Raw genomic sequence first — 13,746 nt, forward strand, 5'->3', positions numbered from 1 at the left:
TCAGACCGCCCGCCCCAGGGCTCCGCGCGCCCAGGTCTCGATCTGCTCGGCGCTCATGGCCCCGGAGACGCGGCCGAGCTCGCGCCCGCGGTGCAGCAGCACCAGGGTGGGCACGCCGCGGATGCCGAAGCGGGCCGCCTCCTCCGGGTAGCGCTCGGTGTCGAGCTTGCCGAGGCGCATGTGCGGCTCGAGGCGGGCGGCGGCGCGGGCGAAGGCCGGGGCCATGATCCGGCACGGGCCGCACCACGGGGCCCAGAAGTCCACCAGCAGCGGCAGGTCGCCGCGCTCGGCGTGACGGGCGAGGGCGTTGGGGTCGAGGTTCACGGGCTCGCCCCCGAACAGCGGCTGGCGGCAGCGCCCGCAGCGGGGGCGGGCCTCGAGGCGCGCGGCCGGCAGCCGGTTCACGGCCTGGCAGTGCGGGCAGACGATGTGGAGGGGATCGCTCATGGGTCGTGGCTCCAGGACGGACTGCTTCCTCAGATGGTGACCGCCGCAGGCGCTTTCAAGTCACCGGCCGTGCGCGGCTATGCGCTGATGGTGGCGGCTGCCGCCCTCTGGGGGCTCATCGGCCCGGTCTCGCGCGTCGCCTTCGCCGAGGGCATGGCGCCGCTGGAGGTGGCGTTCTGGCGGGCGCTGCTGGCCTGGGGGCTGTTCGCGCTGCAGGGCGGTCGCCGGGTGCTGGCGGTGCGGCCGGGGGAGCTCGCGCCCCTGGCCGCCTTCGGCGTCGTGGGGGTGGCGGTCTTCTACGGCGCCTATCAGCTGGCGGTGCGCGACGGCGGCGCCGCCCTGGCGTCGGTGCTGCTCTACACCGCGCCGGCGTGGGTGGCGCTGCTGGCGTGGTGGCTGCTGGGCGAGGGGCTCGGGGCGGCCAAGCTCGCCGCGCTCGCGCTCACCCTCGCGGGTGTCGTGGGGGTGGCCGCCGACGGCGGCAGTCTGACGGGCGGGGCGCGGATCCTGCCGGCCCTCTTCTGGGGGCTCGTCTCGGGCCTCGCCTACGCCCTCTACTACATCCTCGGCAAGCGCTGGCTCGCCCACCACCCGACCCCGGTGCTGCTCGCCTGGGCGCTACCGGCGGGGGCGCTGGGCCTCGCCCCCTTCGTGGGGGCGGCCCCTCCGAGCGCGCGCGCCTGGGGCGCGGTGGCCTTCCTCGCGGTGGGCTCCACCTGGCTCGCCTACAGCCTCTATTACGCGGGGCTGCGGCGGCTGGAGGCGTCGCGGGCGGCCCTGGTGGCGACCCTCGAGCCGGTGGTGGCGGCGCTGGTGGCGTGGCTCTGGTGGGGCGAGCGCTTCGGCGCCGCAGGCTGGCTCGGGGCGGCGCTCATCTTCGCCGGGGTGGTGACGGCGGTGGCGGCGCCGGCTCAGGCCAGGTAGAGGCTGGCCAGCCCCAGGAAGGCGAAGAAGCCCACCACGTCGGTGACGGTGGTCAGGGCCATGCTGCCGGCGAGCGCCGGGTCGATGCCCATCCGGCGCAGGGCGAGGGGGATGGTGAGGCCGGCGAAGGCGGCGCAGATGAGGTTGATGATGATGGCCGCGGCGATGACGGCGGCGATCTGCGTGTTGTCGAACCAGAACCAGGCGATGAGCCCCACCACCACCGCCCAGGTCATGCCGTTGAGCAGCCCCACCAGGAGCTCCTTGGTGAGGAGCCATGCGGCGTTGGCGCTGCTCACCTGGCCGAGGGCGATGCCGCGGATGGCGAGGGTGAGGGTCTGGCTGCCGGCGATGCCCCCCATGCTGGCGACGATGGGCATCAGCACCGCGAGCGCCACCACCTGGTCGATGGTGTCCTGGAACAGCCCCACCACCCAGGAGGCGAGGAAGGCGGTGGCGAGGTTGACCCCGAGCCAGAGGGCGCGGCGGCGGTAGCTCACCGGCACCGGGGCGAACATGTCATCCTCCTCGTCGAGGCCGGCCATGCTCAGCAGGGCCTGGTCGGCCTCCTCGCGGATGACGTCCACCACGTCGTCCACGGTGATGCGCCCGAGCAGCCGGCCGCGCTCGTCCACCACCGCCGCCGAGACCAGGTCGCGGTGCTGGAAGAGCTGCGCCACCTCGGTGGCGGGGGTGGTGGCGGGGATGCCCTCGGGCTCGCGCTCCATGACCTCGGCGACGGTGAGGATCGGGTCCCGCGTCAGCAGCGCCGTCAGCGGCAGCACCCCCAGGTAGCGGCCGTTGCGGTCCACCACGAAGAGGCTGTCGGTCAGCTCCGGGATCTCGCCGCGCATGCGCAGGTAGCGCAGGACCACGTCCAGGGTGACGTCGGCGCGCACCGTCACCGTGTCGGTGTTCATGAGCCCGCCGGCGGTGTCCTCGGGGTAGGACAGCACCGCCTCGAGGCGCCGGCGGTTCTCCTGGTCCATGGAGGCCAGGACCTGGCGGATCACCGTGTCGGGCAGGTCCTGGAGGATGTCGGCGAGGTCGTCGGGATCGAGGCCCTCCAGCGCCGCCACCACCTCCTCGGCCTCCATGTCCTCGAGGAGCGTGGCGCGGACCTCGTCGTTGAGCTCGGCGAGCACGTCGCCGTCGTAGCTCTCGTCCACCAGCTCCCACACCACCGCACGCTGCGGCGGCGGCAGCGACTCGAGCAGGCGCGCGATCTCGGCCGGCGGCAGGGCGTTGAGCATGCGCGCCACGCGGCGCAGGGTGCCGGTCTCGAGGGCCTGGGTGAGGGCCTCGAGGTGGGCGGCGGTGCGGGTGCGGGTCTCTGCCGGCTCGGCCATGGGCGCCTTCCTGATCGGGGGGCCGCGCCGTTGCGGCCCGCGCCACAGTGTAGCAGCGGCCCCGGGCGGGGTCAGGCGCGGCCGGCGGCTCAGAAGAGGTCGGCGTTGAGCTCGCCGAGCAGGGCCGCGATCTCGTCGGGATCGGCGAGGCGCAGGATGCGGCGGGCGATGCGGGCGGCGGCCGCGGCCTCGGTGGCCGCCACCACCTCCTTGATCTCCAGCAGCGTGGTCGGGTGCATGCTGAGCTCGCGCAGCCCGAGGCCGAGGAGCAGCCGGGTGTAGCGGGGCTCGCCCGCCATCTCGCCGCAGAGGGCGACGGGGACACCGGCGCGCCGGCCGGCGGCGATGGTCTGGTGCACGAGCCGCAGCACCGCGGGGTGGAGGGGGTCGTAGAGGTGGCTCACGGCGTCGTCGACGCGGTCGATGGCCAGCGTGTACTGGATGAGGTCGTTGGTGCCGATGGAGAGGAAGTCGAGCCGGCGGGCGAAGAAGCCGGCGGCGACGGCGGCGGCGGGGACCTCGATCATGCCGCCCACCGGCAGGTGGGGGTCGAAGGCGGCGCCCTCGGCCGCGAGGGCGGCGCGGGCCTCGTCCACCAGGGCCAGGACCTGGGCGAGCTCGCGCGGGCTCGAGAGCATGGGGATCATCATGCGCACCGGCCCCTCGGCGGCGACGCGCAGGATCGCCCGCACCTGGGGCAGGAACAGCCCCGGCTCGCGCAGGCAGAGGCGGACGGCGCGCAGGCCGAGGGCCGGGTTGGGCGGCGCTGCCCCGTCGCCGGCGCCGCGCCCGTCCACCTGCTTGTCGGCACCGAGGTCGAGGGTGCGGATGGTGAGCGGCAGGCCGCGCAGCTCCCGCAGCACCTGGCGATAGGTCTCGTAGTGCTCCTCCTCGTCCGGCAGGTCGCGCCGGTTCATGAAGAGGAACTCGGTGCGGTAGAGGCCGACGCCCTCGGCGCCGACGTCGCGCGCCGCGGCCACGTCCTCGGGCAGCTCGATGTTGGCCATGAGCGCGACGCGCTCGCCGTCGCGGGTGGTGGCGGGGCGACGGCGTAGGCGCCGGAGGCGCCCCTCGCGGCGGCGCACCTCGCGCTGGCGCCGTCGGTAGTGGCGCAGCACCGCCGCATCCTCGGTGGCCAGCACGCAGCCTGCGGCGCCGTCCACCACCAGCGTCTCGCCCTCCCGCAGCAGGCGGCGGGCGCCGCGCACGCCGGCCACCGCCGGGATGCGCAGGCTGCGGGCGAGGATCGCGGTGTGCGAGAGGGGGCCGCCGCGCTCGGTGACCAGGGCGGCGATGCCCTGCTGATGCATGAGGACGAGGTCGGCGGGGGTGAGGTCCTCGGCCACCACCACGCGGCCGTCCAGACCCTGCGGCCGCCGCCTGCCGCCCGGGCCGCCGCCCTCGGCCAGCAGCCGCTGGATGCGTCCCACCACGTGGTCGACGTCGTCGCGGCGCGTGCGCAGGTAGGGGTCGTCCATCTCCTCAAACACCTGCACCAGGGCGTCGCGCTGCATCTTCAGCGCCCACTCGGCGTTGACGCGCCGCTCGCGGATGAGCCGCTCCGGCGTCGTCGTGAGGGTGGCGTCGTCGAGCATCAGGAGATGGGTGTCGATGAAGGAGCGGATGTCGGCCGCCGCCGTGGGGGGGATCTGCTCGCGCACCGCCCGCAGCTCGGCCCGCGCCGCCTCCACCGCGCGCCGGTAGCGCGCCACCTCCGCCTCGAGGCGGTAGCGGGGCAGGCAGTACTCCACCGCCTCGAGGACGGCGGCCTCCACCACGTGGGCCGGCCCGATGGCGATCCCACGGGCGACGCCGATCCCCCCGAGCTCCACCACCACCCTCAGCGCTCCTCCCCGAAGCGCTCGCGCACCAGGGTCTCGATGGCGTCGGCGGCCGCGGCGGCGTCCGGCCCGCGCGCCTCCAGCTCCACCATCGTCCCCTGGGCGGCGGCCAGCATCATCACCCCCATGATGCTCTTGGCGTTGGCCTCGCGGCCGTTGCAGCGCAGGGTGATCTCGGAGGCGAAGCGCGAGGCCGTCTGGACGAGCTTGGCGGCGGCGCGCGCGTGCAGTCCGAGGCGGTTGACGATCTCCATGCGGCGGCGGATCTCGCACTCGGGCATCACTCGGGCTCTCCCTGCTCGCTGGCGACGATGCCGGCCGCGGCCCCCTCGGCGGCGCGTCGGGCGAGCTCGGCGAGGTCGCGATCGGCGTAGTTGAGCACCCGCAGCAGCATCGGCAGGTTGATCCCGCTGACGCTGCGCACGCGGCGGCCCCGCGCCGCGCGGGCGACGAGGTTGGCCGGGGTGGCGCCGTGGAGGTCGGTGAGGACGAGCACGCCGGCGCCGCGGTCGAGGCGGTCGAGCGCGGCCTCGATGGCCGCCGCGAGCGCCTCCGGGCGGCCGCCGGGCTCGCTCGCCACCACCTCCAGCGGCATGCGGGTCTCGCCGAGGATGCCGCGCGCGGCCGCAAGGAGGGCCCCGCCCACGGCCCCGTGGGTGACGAGCAGTAGCCCCACCGGCGGTCTCGCCGTCACCGCTTGAGCTCCCGGTGCTGGACGAGGACCTGCCACCGCCCTTGCGCGCGCAGGCGCTGCGCCAGCCGCTCGGCGACGTAGACCGAGCGGTGCCGTCCCCCGGTGCAGCCCACCGCCACCGCGAGGTGGGGGCGGTTGTCGGCCTCGAAGCGGGGGATCCAGCGCCCGAGGAAGGCCTCGATGTCGGCGAGGAGCGCACCGCTGGCGGGCTGCTCGTCGAGGAAGCGCGCCACCGCCTCGTCGCGGCCGGTCAGCGGCCGAAGCTCGGGCACCCAGTGGGGGTTGGGCAGGCAGCGGGCGTCGAAGACGAGGTCGGCGTCGGCGGGCACGCCCTGGCGGTAGGCGAAGGACTGCACCAGCAGCGACAGCCGCCCGCGGGGGCGCCGGGCGACGCGCTCGCGCACCAGGTCGCGGAGCTGGTGGATGCTGAGTCCCGTGGTGTCGAGGAAGAGATCCGCGGCCTCGCTCACCGGCGCGAGCAGCCGGCGCTCGCGCTGGATCGCCTCGCGCAGCCCCGTGCGCGGGCCGGCCAGCGGGTGGGGGCGGCGGGTCTCGGCGAAGCGGCGCACGAGGGCCTCGTCGCCGGCGGTGAGGAAGACCACCTCGGTGTCGACGCCGGCATCGCGCAGCCCGGCGAGGATCTCCGGGAAGCGGCGCAGGTCGGCGGCGACGTTGCGGGCGTCGATGCCCGCGGCGGCCCCCGGGTAGCGGCCGCGGCGGTGGCCCTCGATCCCGGTGGCGAAGTCGTGCAGGAGCACCAGCGGCAGGTTGTCGACGCAGTAGTAGCCGAGGTCCTCGAGGGTGTGCAGCGCCGTGCTCTTGCCCGAGCCGCTCAGCCCGCTGACGATGACCAGCCTCACCGCGGCCCCCGTTCCAGCAGCCGCTGCTGGTGCGCGGCGAGGTCGGCGGCGGCGTCGTAGCCCTGGCGGGCGAGCAGGTGCTGGCGCACGGCGGCCTCCACCAGCACCGCCAGGTTGCGCCCGGGGGCGACGTAGAGGGTGACCTCGGGGATGCGCACGCCGAGGATCTCGCGCTCGCGCACGCTGCCGCGCAGGCGGTCGATGGCCTCGGGGGCGACCGCGTCGAGGGGCTGCAGGTGCACGATCAGGCGCAGGTAGCGGGCGCTCTTGACGGCGTCGGCCCCGTACATGGCGCGGACGTTGAGGATGCCGAGGCCGCGGACCTCGAGGAAGCCCTCGCCCGGCTCCGGGCTGCGTCCGGTGAGCAGGTCCGGGGCGACGCGGGAGAAGACCGGGCAGTCGTCGGCCACCAGGCGGTGGCCGCGGCTGATGAGCTCGAGGGCGAGCTCGCTCTTGCCGACGCCGGCCTCGCCCGTGAGCAGCACGCCGCTGCCCAGGACCTCGAGGAAGACCCCGTGGAGGGTGACCTGCTCGGCGAGCAGCGTGGCGAGGTGGTACTGGAGGCGGCTGATGAGCTCGGGGCTGGGCAGCTCCGAGCCGAACAGCGGCGTTCCGCCGGCCTCGGCCGCCTCCACCAGCACCGCCGGGGCGGGGCAGCCGTCGGCGACCACGGCGAAGCCGGTCTCGGGGCCGAGGGCGCCGGCGAGGAAGGCCGCGGGTCCGCCCGGGGCCTCGCACAGCCGCTCCAGCTCGTGCAGGCCCAGGACCGGCACCCGCGGCGGGCGGATGGGATTGAGGTAGCCGACGAGCGCCATCGCGGTGTAGGACGGTCCCGCCGGCTCGAGGATGCGGTCGCGCCCGTCGCTTCCGGCGATGTGGGTCAGCCGCAGCGGCTCGCGCAGCAGCTCCACCACCTGGGCGGCCGTGATCCGCCGGGTCATGGCGCCCCGGTCGCCGCCTCCGGCCAGCCCTGCACCAGCCGCAGCAGGGCCTCGCTGCTCCCGGCCTCGCGCAGGCGCGCGCAGAAGGCCTCGTCGGAGAACATGCGCGCCAGCTCGGCGAGGATCTGCAGGTGCTCCTCGGTGGCCTCCTCCGGCACCACGAGGCCGAAGAGGAGGTCCACCGGCTGCTCGTCGAGGGCGTCGAAGTCCACGCCCTGACGCAGGGTGAGGAGGGCGCCCACGGCGGCGCCGTGACCGAGCCGCCCGTGGGGCAGCGCGACCCCGTGCCCGAGGCCGGTGCTGCCGAGCCGCTCGCGCCCGAGCAGCGTCTCGAAGATGCGCACCGGGTCGAGCTCCCCGCCGGCGTCGGCGAGGAGGTGGCTCAGGGTCTCGAGGGCCCGCTTCTTGCTTGCCGCCTCGACCCCCCAGGCGACCCGGTCCGGGCTCAGCAGGTCGGCGATGCGCACGTTGCCTCCTTCCGCCCTCAGGCCTGCGCCGCGCCCTCGCGCTTGTGCTCGCCGCCGCGGCCGCGGCCGTTGAGCTTCTCCTTGTGCTTGAGGATCTGCCGGTCGAGGCGGTCGGCGAGGACGTCGATGGCGGCGTAGAGATCCTCCTCCACCGCCTCGGCGAAGAGCTGCGCCCCGGAGACGTGGACGGTGGCCTCCGCCTTCTGCCGCGTCTTCTCCACGCTGAGGATCACGTGCACGTTGGTGACGTGGTCGAAGTGGCGCTCGAGGCGCTCGAACTTCTCCAGCACGTAGTTGCGCAGCGCCTCGGTGACCTCCACGTGGTGGCCGGTGACGTTGATCTGCATGCTCGGCTCCTCTTGGCTCGGGTCCTGGGTCCCGGCAGGGGCTCAGACGAGCCGCCTGCGCTCGCTCGACGATGGGATGGCCATGGCCTCCCGGTACTTGGCCACGGTGCGGCGGGCGACGCGGATCCCCTGCTCGCCCAGCAGGCGGGCGATCATGGCGTCGCTCAGCGGTCGGGCCGGGTTCTCCGCCTCCACCAGCTTGCGGATGAGGGCGCGGATCGCCGTCGCCGAGGCGGCGCCGCCGTCGTCGGTGGCGATCTGGCTCGAGAAGAAGTACTTGAACTCGAAGATCCCGCGCGGGGTGTGCATGTACTTGCGGGTGGTGACGCGGGAGACGGTGGACTCGTGGATCCCGACGGCCTCGGCCACGTCGCGCAGGATCAGCGGCTTCATGGCGATCTCGCCGTGCTCGAGGAAGCCGCGCTGGCGCTCGACGATGCAGGTGGCCACCTTGAGCAGGGTCTCGTTGCGGCTGCGCAGGCTCTTGATCAGCCAGCGCGCCTCCTGCAGGTGGCTGCGCAGGCAGGTGCCGTCGGCGCCGCCCCGGCCCACCAGGGCGGCGTAGCGGGGGTTGATGCGGACGCGCGGCGTCGCTTCGGGGTTGAGCTCGACCCGCCAGACCCCTTCCTCCTTGCGCACGATGACGTCGGGGATGATGTACTCGGGCGGCGGCCCGGGGAGGCTGCTGCCGGGGCGCGGATTGAGCGAGCGCACCAGGGCCACCACCTCCCGCAGCGCCTCGAGATCGACGCCGAGGGCCTCGGCGAGCTCGGCGTGGCGGCCGGCGGCGAGGGTCTCGAGGTGGCCGTCCACGAGGCGCAGGGCCTGGGCGCGCCAGGGTGTCTCCTCCGGCAGCTCGAGGAGCTGGATGCGCAGGCACTCGGCGAGGCTGCGAGCCCCCACCCCCGGCGGGTCGAAGTGCTGGATGCGGTGGAGCACCGCCTCGGCCTCCTCGACGGTGACCTCCGGCCCCGCCGCGGCGACGATCTCCTCGAGCCCGGCGCCGAGGTAGCCGTCCTCGTCGATGGCGTCGATGATGAGGGTGGCGAGGAGGCGGTCGCGCTCGCTGAAGGGGGTGAGCTCGAGCTGCCAGGTGAGGTGGTCGCGCAGGGACTCGCCGTCGTGGCTCACGGGCTCGAGGCCCCGTTCGTCCTCGTCGCCGCCGCCGCCGCCGTAGAGGACGGCGCCGTCGTAGACGTCCTCCCAGGAGCTGTCGACGGGGAGCTCGTCCGGGATCTCGCCGCCGTCGCCGCCGAGCTCGCGCTCGCCGGCCTCCTCCGCCGCGGCCTCGGCGGCGACCTCCGCCTCGGTCTCCTGCTCGCCCTCCTCCTCGAGCTCCAGCATCACGTTGGACTCCAGCGCCTGCTGGATCTCGGCCTGCAGCTCCAGGGTCGAGAGCTGCAGCAGGCGGATCGCCTGCTGCAGCTGCGGCGTCATGGTCAGGTGCTGCCCGAGGCGGAGCTGCAGGGTCTGTTTCATGGGCTGGCGCTGGCGGCCGCGGTGCTCATCTTGGCCGTCATTCTACCCGAGCCCCGTTGCCGCTGCAGGGATCAGAGGCGGAAGCCCTCGCCGAGATAGACCCGCCGGACCTGCTCGTCGGCGAGGATCTCCTCGGGGGTGCCGGCGGCGATGACGCGGCCGGCGTTGACGATGTAGGCGCGGCCGCAGATGCCGAGGGTCTCGCGCACGTTGTGGTCGGTGACGAGGACGCCGATGCCGCGCCGGCACAGGTGGGCGATGATGCGCTGGATGTCCAGGACCGAGATCGGATCGACTCCGGCGAAGGGCTCGTCGAGGAGCATGAAGCGGGGCTCGGCGGCGAGGGCGCGGGCGATCTCGACCCGCCGCCGCTCGCCCCCCGAGAGCGACAGCGCCGGCTGTGCGCGCAGGTGGCCGATGTGCAGCTCCTCGAGGAGGGCCTCCAGGCGCGAGCGCCGCGCCGGGGGGTCGAGGTCGCGGCGCGTCTCGAGGACGGCGAGGATGTTCTCCGCCACCGTGAGGCGGCGGAAGACCGAGGGCTCCTGGGGGAGGTAGCCGAGGCCGGCGCGGGCGCGCAGGTGCATCGGGCGGCGGGTGATGTCCTCGCCGTCCAGGAGGATGCGCCCGGCATCCGCGGCCACCAGCCCCACGATCATGTAGAAGCTGGTGGTCTTGCCGGCGCCGTTGGGCCCGAGCAGGCCCACCGCCTCGCCGGGGCCGACCCGCAGCGAGACCCCGTCCACCACCTTGCGCCCGCGGTAGCGCTTGACGAGTCCTTCGGCCTCGAGCCCGCTCATCGCCCGTCGCCGGTCGCGCCCTCGCGCGGCGCGAGCAGGATGTGCACGCGCGCATCGCCGCCCTCGGCCCGGATGCGCCCGTCGGCGATGCGGTACTCGATGTGCTCGCCGCGGAAGCGGTCGCCGCCCTGGCGCAGCCGCGCCTCCCCGGTGATCACCACGACCTCGCCGCGCAGGTCGTAGTCGATGCGCCGGCCCTCGCCCCGGAGGGGGCGGCCCTCGGCGTCCACGTCCTCGAGGGTGGCGGGCGCCCCCTCGGCCTCGAGGCGCGCCGGCCCCTGCGCGTCGTTGCGCACCACGACGCGGTCGGCGCGCACCACCCGCCGGCCCTGGGTGACCACCACCGCGCCCTCGTAGACGCTGACGCCGCGGTTGTCGTCCACCTCCACGCGGTCGGCCTCGAGCTCGATGGGCGGCGGCGCCGCCGCCGCGCCCAGCGCCGCCGCGAGCAGCGCCGCCGCGGCCAGGAGGCGCCACGGCAGGGTGCGGTCAGGGTGTCGGTTCATGGCGTCCCCTCACCTCGGCCAGCAGCGTGATGCGGCCCGCGCCGGCAAGCTCGGCGCGCAGGCCGCGCCCCCGGATCCTGCGCCCGGGGGCGGCGAAGTCCACCTCGGCGTCGGTGGCGGCGCGCTCGCGGTCGAGCTCCAGCAGGAGATCGCGGGTGTCGAGGCGCGCCGGCGGCGCGAGCCGCTCCAGGCGGGCGGCGCCCTCCAGGCGCAGGCGCTGGCGGTCGGCGGAGAGCCGGCCGCGCTCGGCCTCGGCCCGCCAGCGCGTGCCCGCGGCATCGACGAGGGCGACGCGGGGCGCGTCGAGCTCGGTGGTGCCGTCGTCGCGGTAGTGCACCATGCGGCGGGCGCGCAGGCGCCGGCGGGGGGCCCCGGCCTCGTCGAAGCCCACCGCCTCCCCCTCGCTCACCCACCAGTCGGCGACGTGGGCGGGCCCGGGGAGCGGCGGTGCCGCGCCCTCCTGCCGCCGCACCAGGCCGAGGAGGGCGGCGGCGAGGGCGGTGGCGCCGAGGAAGGCGGCGGCAGCGCGCCGCTTCACGGCCCCTCCCCCCGCGCCGCGAGGAGCAGGTCGCAGACCTCGCGCACGGCGCCGGCGCCGCCGGGCCGGCTCGTCACCCAGTGGGCGCGCGCGAGCACCGCGGGGTGGGCGTCGGCGACGGCGACGGCGAGCCCCGCGGCCGCCATCATGGGGAGGTCGACCACGTCGTCGCCGACGCAGGCGGCCGCCGCGGCGTCGATGCCGGTCTCCCGGCAGAGGCGGGCCAGCGCCGCCGCCTTGTCCTCGACCCCGGCGCAGACGTGCCCGATGCCGAGCTCGGCGGCGCGGGCGTCGACGGCGCCGCTGCGCCGCCCGCTCACGAGGGCGACGGCGATGCCGGCGCGGTGCGCGAGCTTGATGCCGTGGCCGTCGCGGACGTGGAAGGCCTTGGTCTCGCGCCCCGCCTCGTCCACGTACAGGCGCCCGTCGGTGAGGACGCCGTCGACGTCGAGGACCAGGAGCCGGATCCCCGCGGCGCGGCGCACGAGCTCGTCCTGCGCCAGCCGCACCGCTACAGGACCCCCGCCCGCAGGAGGTCGTGCATGTTGAGGGCGCCGAGCAGCCGGCCGTCCTCGTCCACCACCAGCAGGCCGTTGATCTTGTGGGTCTCCATGAGGTGCAGCGCCTCCGCGGCGAGCAGCCCCGGGCGGACCGTGCGTGCCTCGCGGGTCATGACCTCGGCGATGGGGGTGCGGTGGACGTCGACGCCGCGGTCGAGGCTGCGGCGCAGGTCGCCGTCGGTGAAGACGCCGGCGACGCGGCCGTCGGGGTCCACCACCGCGGTCATGCCCAGCCCCTTGGCGGTCATCTCCACCAGGGCCTCGCGCAGGAGGGCGTCGGTGCCCACGCGCGGCACGCCGTCACCGGTGTGCATGACGTCGTCGATGCGCAGCAGCAGCCGGCGCCCCAGGCGCCCGCCCGGGTGGGCGCGGGCGAAGTCCTCGGCGGTGAAGCCGCGCGCCTCCAGCAGCGCCACCGCGAGGGCGTCGCCCATGGCGAGGGTGGCGGTGGTGCTGGCGGTGGGGGCGAGCCCCAGGGGGCAGGCCTCGCGCTCGACGGAGACGTCGATGTGGACGTCGGCGGCGCGGGCGAGGGTGGAGCGCGGATTGCCGGTGAGGGCGATCAGGGGCACGCCGAGGCGCTTGATGAGCGGCAGGATGGTGACGATCTCGTCGGTCTCGCCGGAATTGGACAGGGCCAGCACCACGTCCTGCGGCGTGATCATGCCGAGGTCGCCGTGGCTCGCCTCCCCCGGGTGGACGAAGAAGGCAGGGGTGCCGGTGCTCGCCAGCGTCGCCGCGATCTTGCCGCCGATGTGGCCCGACTTGCCCATGCCGAGGACGACGATGCGGCCGCGGCAGGCGAGCATGTGGCGGCAGGCGCGCACGAAGGCCTCGTCGATGCGCGGGGCGAGGGCCGCCACCGCCTGCGCCTCGGTCTCGATGACCGCAAGCCCCAGGCGGCGCAGCTCGGCCGCCTCCGCCTCGTCCCGGATGTGCCCCTCCCCGGCCAAGGGTCTGCCCCCGCTCACGGTGCCGAGCCCTGATGGTAGAGCCATCCCAGGTAGGCGGTGAAGGCCGCAAGCAGCAGCGCCCCCTCGCCGCGCCCGATCCGCCCGGGCCCGCGCAGCCCGTAGGCCATGACGAAGAGGGCGAGGGTGATGGCGTTCATCACCGGCAGGTCGCGCGCGAGCAGGTCGCCCGGCACCGGGCCCGGCGCCACCAGGCCCGCCACCGGCAGCACCGCCAGCAGGTTGAACATGTTGGAGCCGATGACGTTGCCGATGGCGATGTCGGGCTCGCCGCGCAGCGCCCCCGCCACCGAGGAGGCGAGCTCGGGCAGGCTGGTGCCCACGGCGACGATGGTGAGGCCGATGACGAGCTCGCTGACCCCCAGGTGGGTGGCGATGGCGACCCCGCCCCAGACGATGGCGCGCGAGCCGCCGAGCAGCACCACCAGCCCGGCCACGGTGAGGAGGAGGGCGCGCCCCGGCCGCATCTCGCTTGGGATCTCGGCCTCCAGCTCGGCCTGCAGGGCGTCGTCGCCCCCCCTGCGCGCGGTGCGCACGAGCCATGCGAGGAGGGCGACCATGGCCGCGACCAGCAGCGCCCCGTCGAGGCGGCCGAGGCGGCCGTCGGCGAGCAGCAGCAGCGTCCCCAGCATCACCAGTAGCAGCACCGGGAACTCGCGCCGCAGGGTGGCGGAGCGCACGGTGAGGGGGGCCACGAGGCCGGTGACGCCGAGGATCAGGCCGATGTTGGCGATGTTGGAGCCGATGGCGTTGCCCATCGCCAGCTCCGGGTTGCCGGCGAGCGCCGCCATGGTCGAGACCAGGATCTCCGGCGCCGAGGTGCCGATGGCCACCACGGTCAGGCCGATGACCAGGGTCGAGACCCCGAGCCCGCGCGCGAGGGCCGCCGCGCCGGCGACGAAGCGGTCGGCGCCCCAGACGAGGGCGAGCACGCCGCCGCCGAGGGCGAGGGCGGCGGCGATGAGGGGGTGGCTCGCGAGGATCTGCGTCATCCTTTCCGAGGGTCCGTGCCGGGCGCGGCATTA

Annotated in this window: 17 protein-coding genes; 1 reads left to right on the top strand and 16 read right to left on the bottom strand. The window is 75.3% G+C overall.

All coding sequences use genetic code 11. The features are described 5' to 3' along the window. Positions 1-447 carry a thioredoxin TrxC gene (trxC, locus tag EDC57_RS12045; RefSeq protein ID WP_123402137.1) on the bottom strand — a complete coding sequence of 149 codons (447 nt, stop codon included), beginning with the start codon at positions 445-447 and terminating at the stop codon, positions 1-3. A gap of 33 nt (positions 448-480) precedes the next feature. Here trxC and EDC57_RS12050 point away from each other — a divergent pair, with 33 nt between their 5' ends. Continuing rightward, the gene (locus EDC57_RS12050) at positions 481-1,371 is read left to right on the top strand and encodes a DMT family transporter (RefSeq protein WP_123402138.1); all 891 of its coding nucleotides are present in this window, start codon (positions 481-483) and stop codon (positions 1,369-1,371) included. Here the strand turns inward: EDC57_RS12050 and mgtE are convergent. From mgtE to EDC57_RS12125, 15 genes are all read right to left on the bottom strand, one after another. Continuing rightward, entirely contained in the window at positions 1,359-2,720 is a 1,362-nt protein-coding gene (gene mgtE / locus EDC57_RS12055) for a magnesium transporter (RefSeq protein WP_123402139.1), read from the bottom strand. The genes EDC57_RS12050 and mgtE overlap by 13 nt on opposite strands. 89 nt (positions 2,721-2,809) lie before the next feature. After that, a complete protein-coding gene (gene ptsP / locus EDC57_RS12060) occupies positions 2,810-4,558 on the bottom strand; it encodes a phosphoenolpyruvate--protein phosphotransferase (protein WP_123402140.1) in 1,749 nt (582 codons plus the stop codon). Between the two features lie 2 nt (positions 4,559-4,560). Further along, complete coding sequence (locus EDC57_RS12065) at positions 4,561-4,842, bottom strand: HPr family phosphocarrier protein (protein WP_123402141.1); 282 nt, start codon at positions 4,840-4,842, stop codon at positions 4,561-4,563. After that, positions 4,842-5,255, bottom strand: coding sequence for a PTS sugar transporter subunit IIA domain-containing protein (locus EDC57_RS12070; protein WP_245995291.1), 414 nt, complete (start codon positions 5,253-5,255; stop codon positions 4,842-4,844). Before EDC57_RS12070 ends, EDC57_RS12065 begins: the two co-directional genes overlap by 1 nt. Then, entirely contained in the window at positions 5,252-6,115 is an 864-nt protein-coding gene (gene rapZ, locus EDC57_RS12075) for an RNase adapter RapZ (protein ID WP_123402143.1), read from the bottom strand. The genes EDC57_RS12070 and rapZ overlap by 4 nt, the downstream gene beginning before the upstream one ends. Then, the gene (gene hprK / locus EDC57_RS12080; RefSeq protein ID WP_123402144.1) at positions 6,112-7,056 is read right to left on the bottom strand and encodes an HPr(Ser) kinase/phosphatase; all 945 of its coding nucleotides are present in this window, start codon (positions 7,054-7,056) and stop codon (positions 6,112-6,114) included. Before hprK ends, rapZ begins: the two co-directional genes overlap by 4 nt. Then, positions 7,053-7,523 carry a PTS IIA-like nitrogen regulatory protein PtsN gene (gene ptsN, locus EDC57_RS12085; protein WP_123402145.1) on the bottom strand — a complete coding sequence of 157 codons (471 nt, stop codon included), beginning with the start codon at positions 7,521-7,523 and terminating at the stop codon, positions 7,053-7,055. The genes hprK and ptsN overlap by 4 nt, the downstream gene beginning before the upstream one ends. Positions 7,524-7,540: 17 nt before the next feature. Next, the gene (hpf, locus tag EDC57_RS12090) at positions 7,541-7,870 is read right to left on the bottom strand and encodes a ribosome hibernation-promoting factor, HPF/YfiA family (RefSeq protein ID WP_123402146.1); all 330 of its coding nucleotides are present in this window, start codon (positions 7,868-7,870) and stop codon (positions 7,541-7,543) included. A gap of 42 nt (positions 7,871-7,912) precedes the next feature. Beyond that, positions 7,913-9,349, bottom strand: coding sequence for an RNA polymerase factor sigma-54 (locus EDC57_RS12095; RefSeq protein ID WP_123402147.1), 1,437 nt, complete (start codon positions 9,347-9,349; stop codon positions 7,913-7,915). A gap of 71 nt (positions 9,350-9,420) precedes the next feature. Beyond that, entirely contained in the window at positions 9,421-10,146 is a 726-nt protein-coding gene (gene lptB, locus EDC57_RS12100) for an LPS export ABC transporter ATP-binding protein (RefSeq protein WP_123402148.1), read from the bottom strand. Next, positions 10,143-10,652, bottom strand: a complete 510-nt coding sequence (lptA, locus tag EDC57_RS12105; protein WP_123402149.1) for a lipopolysaccharide transport periplasmic protein LptA — start codon at positions 10,650-10,652, stop codon at positions 10,143-10,145. Before lptA ends, lptB begins: the two co-directional genes overlap by 4 nt. Then, on the bottom strand, positions 10,636-11,190 hold the full coding sequence (gene lptC, locus EDC57_RS12110) for an LPS export ABC transporter periplasmic protein LptC (protein ID WP_170165144.1): 555 nt from the start codon (positions 11,188-11,190) through the stop codon (positions 10,636-10,638). Before lptC ends, lptA begins: the two co-directional genes overlap by 17 nt. Beyond that, positions 11,187-11,699 carry a KdsC family phosphatase gene (locus tag EDC57_RS12115; protein WP_123402151.1) on the bottom strand — a complete coding sequence of 171 codons (513 nt, stop codon included), beginning with the start codon at positions 11,697-11,699 and terminating at the stop codon, positions 11,187-11,189. Before EDC57_RS12115 ends, lptC begins: the two co-directional genes overlap by 4 nt. 2 nt (positions 11,700-11,701) lie before the next feature. After that, positions 11,702-12,703, bottom strand: a complete 1,002-nt coding sequence (locus EDC57_RS12120; RefSeq protein ID WP_281272263.1) for a KpsF/GutQ family sugar-phosphate isomerase — start codon at positions 12,701-12,703, stop codon at positions 11,702-11,704. Between the two features lie 14 nt (positions 12,704-12,717). Continuing rightward, the gene (locus EDC57_RS12125) at positions 12,718-13,713 is read right to left on the bottom strand and encodes a calcium/sodium antiporter (protein ID WP_123402153.1); all 996 of its coding nucleotides are present in this window, start codon (positions 13,711-13,713) and stop codon (positions 12,718-12,720) included. Between the last annotated feature and the right edge of the window lie 33 nt (positions 13,714-13,746).

Source organism: Inmirania thermothiophila (genome assembly GCF_003751635.1).
Taxonomy (GTDB): Bacteria; Pseudomonadota; Gammaproteobacteria; order DSM-100275; family DSM-100275; genus Inmirania; species Inmirania thermothiophila.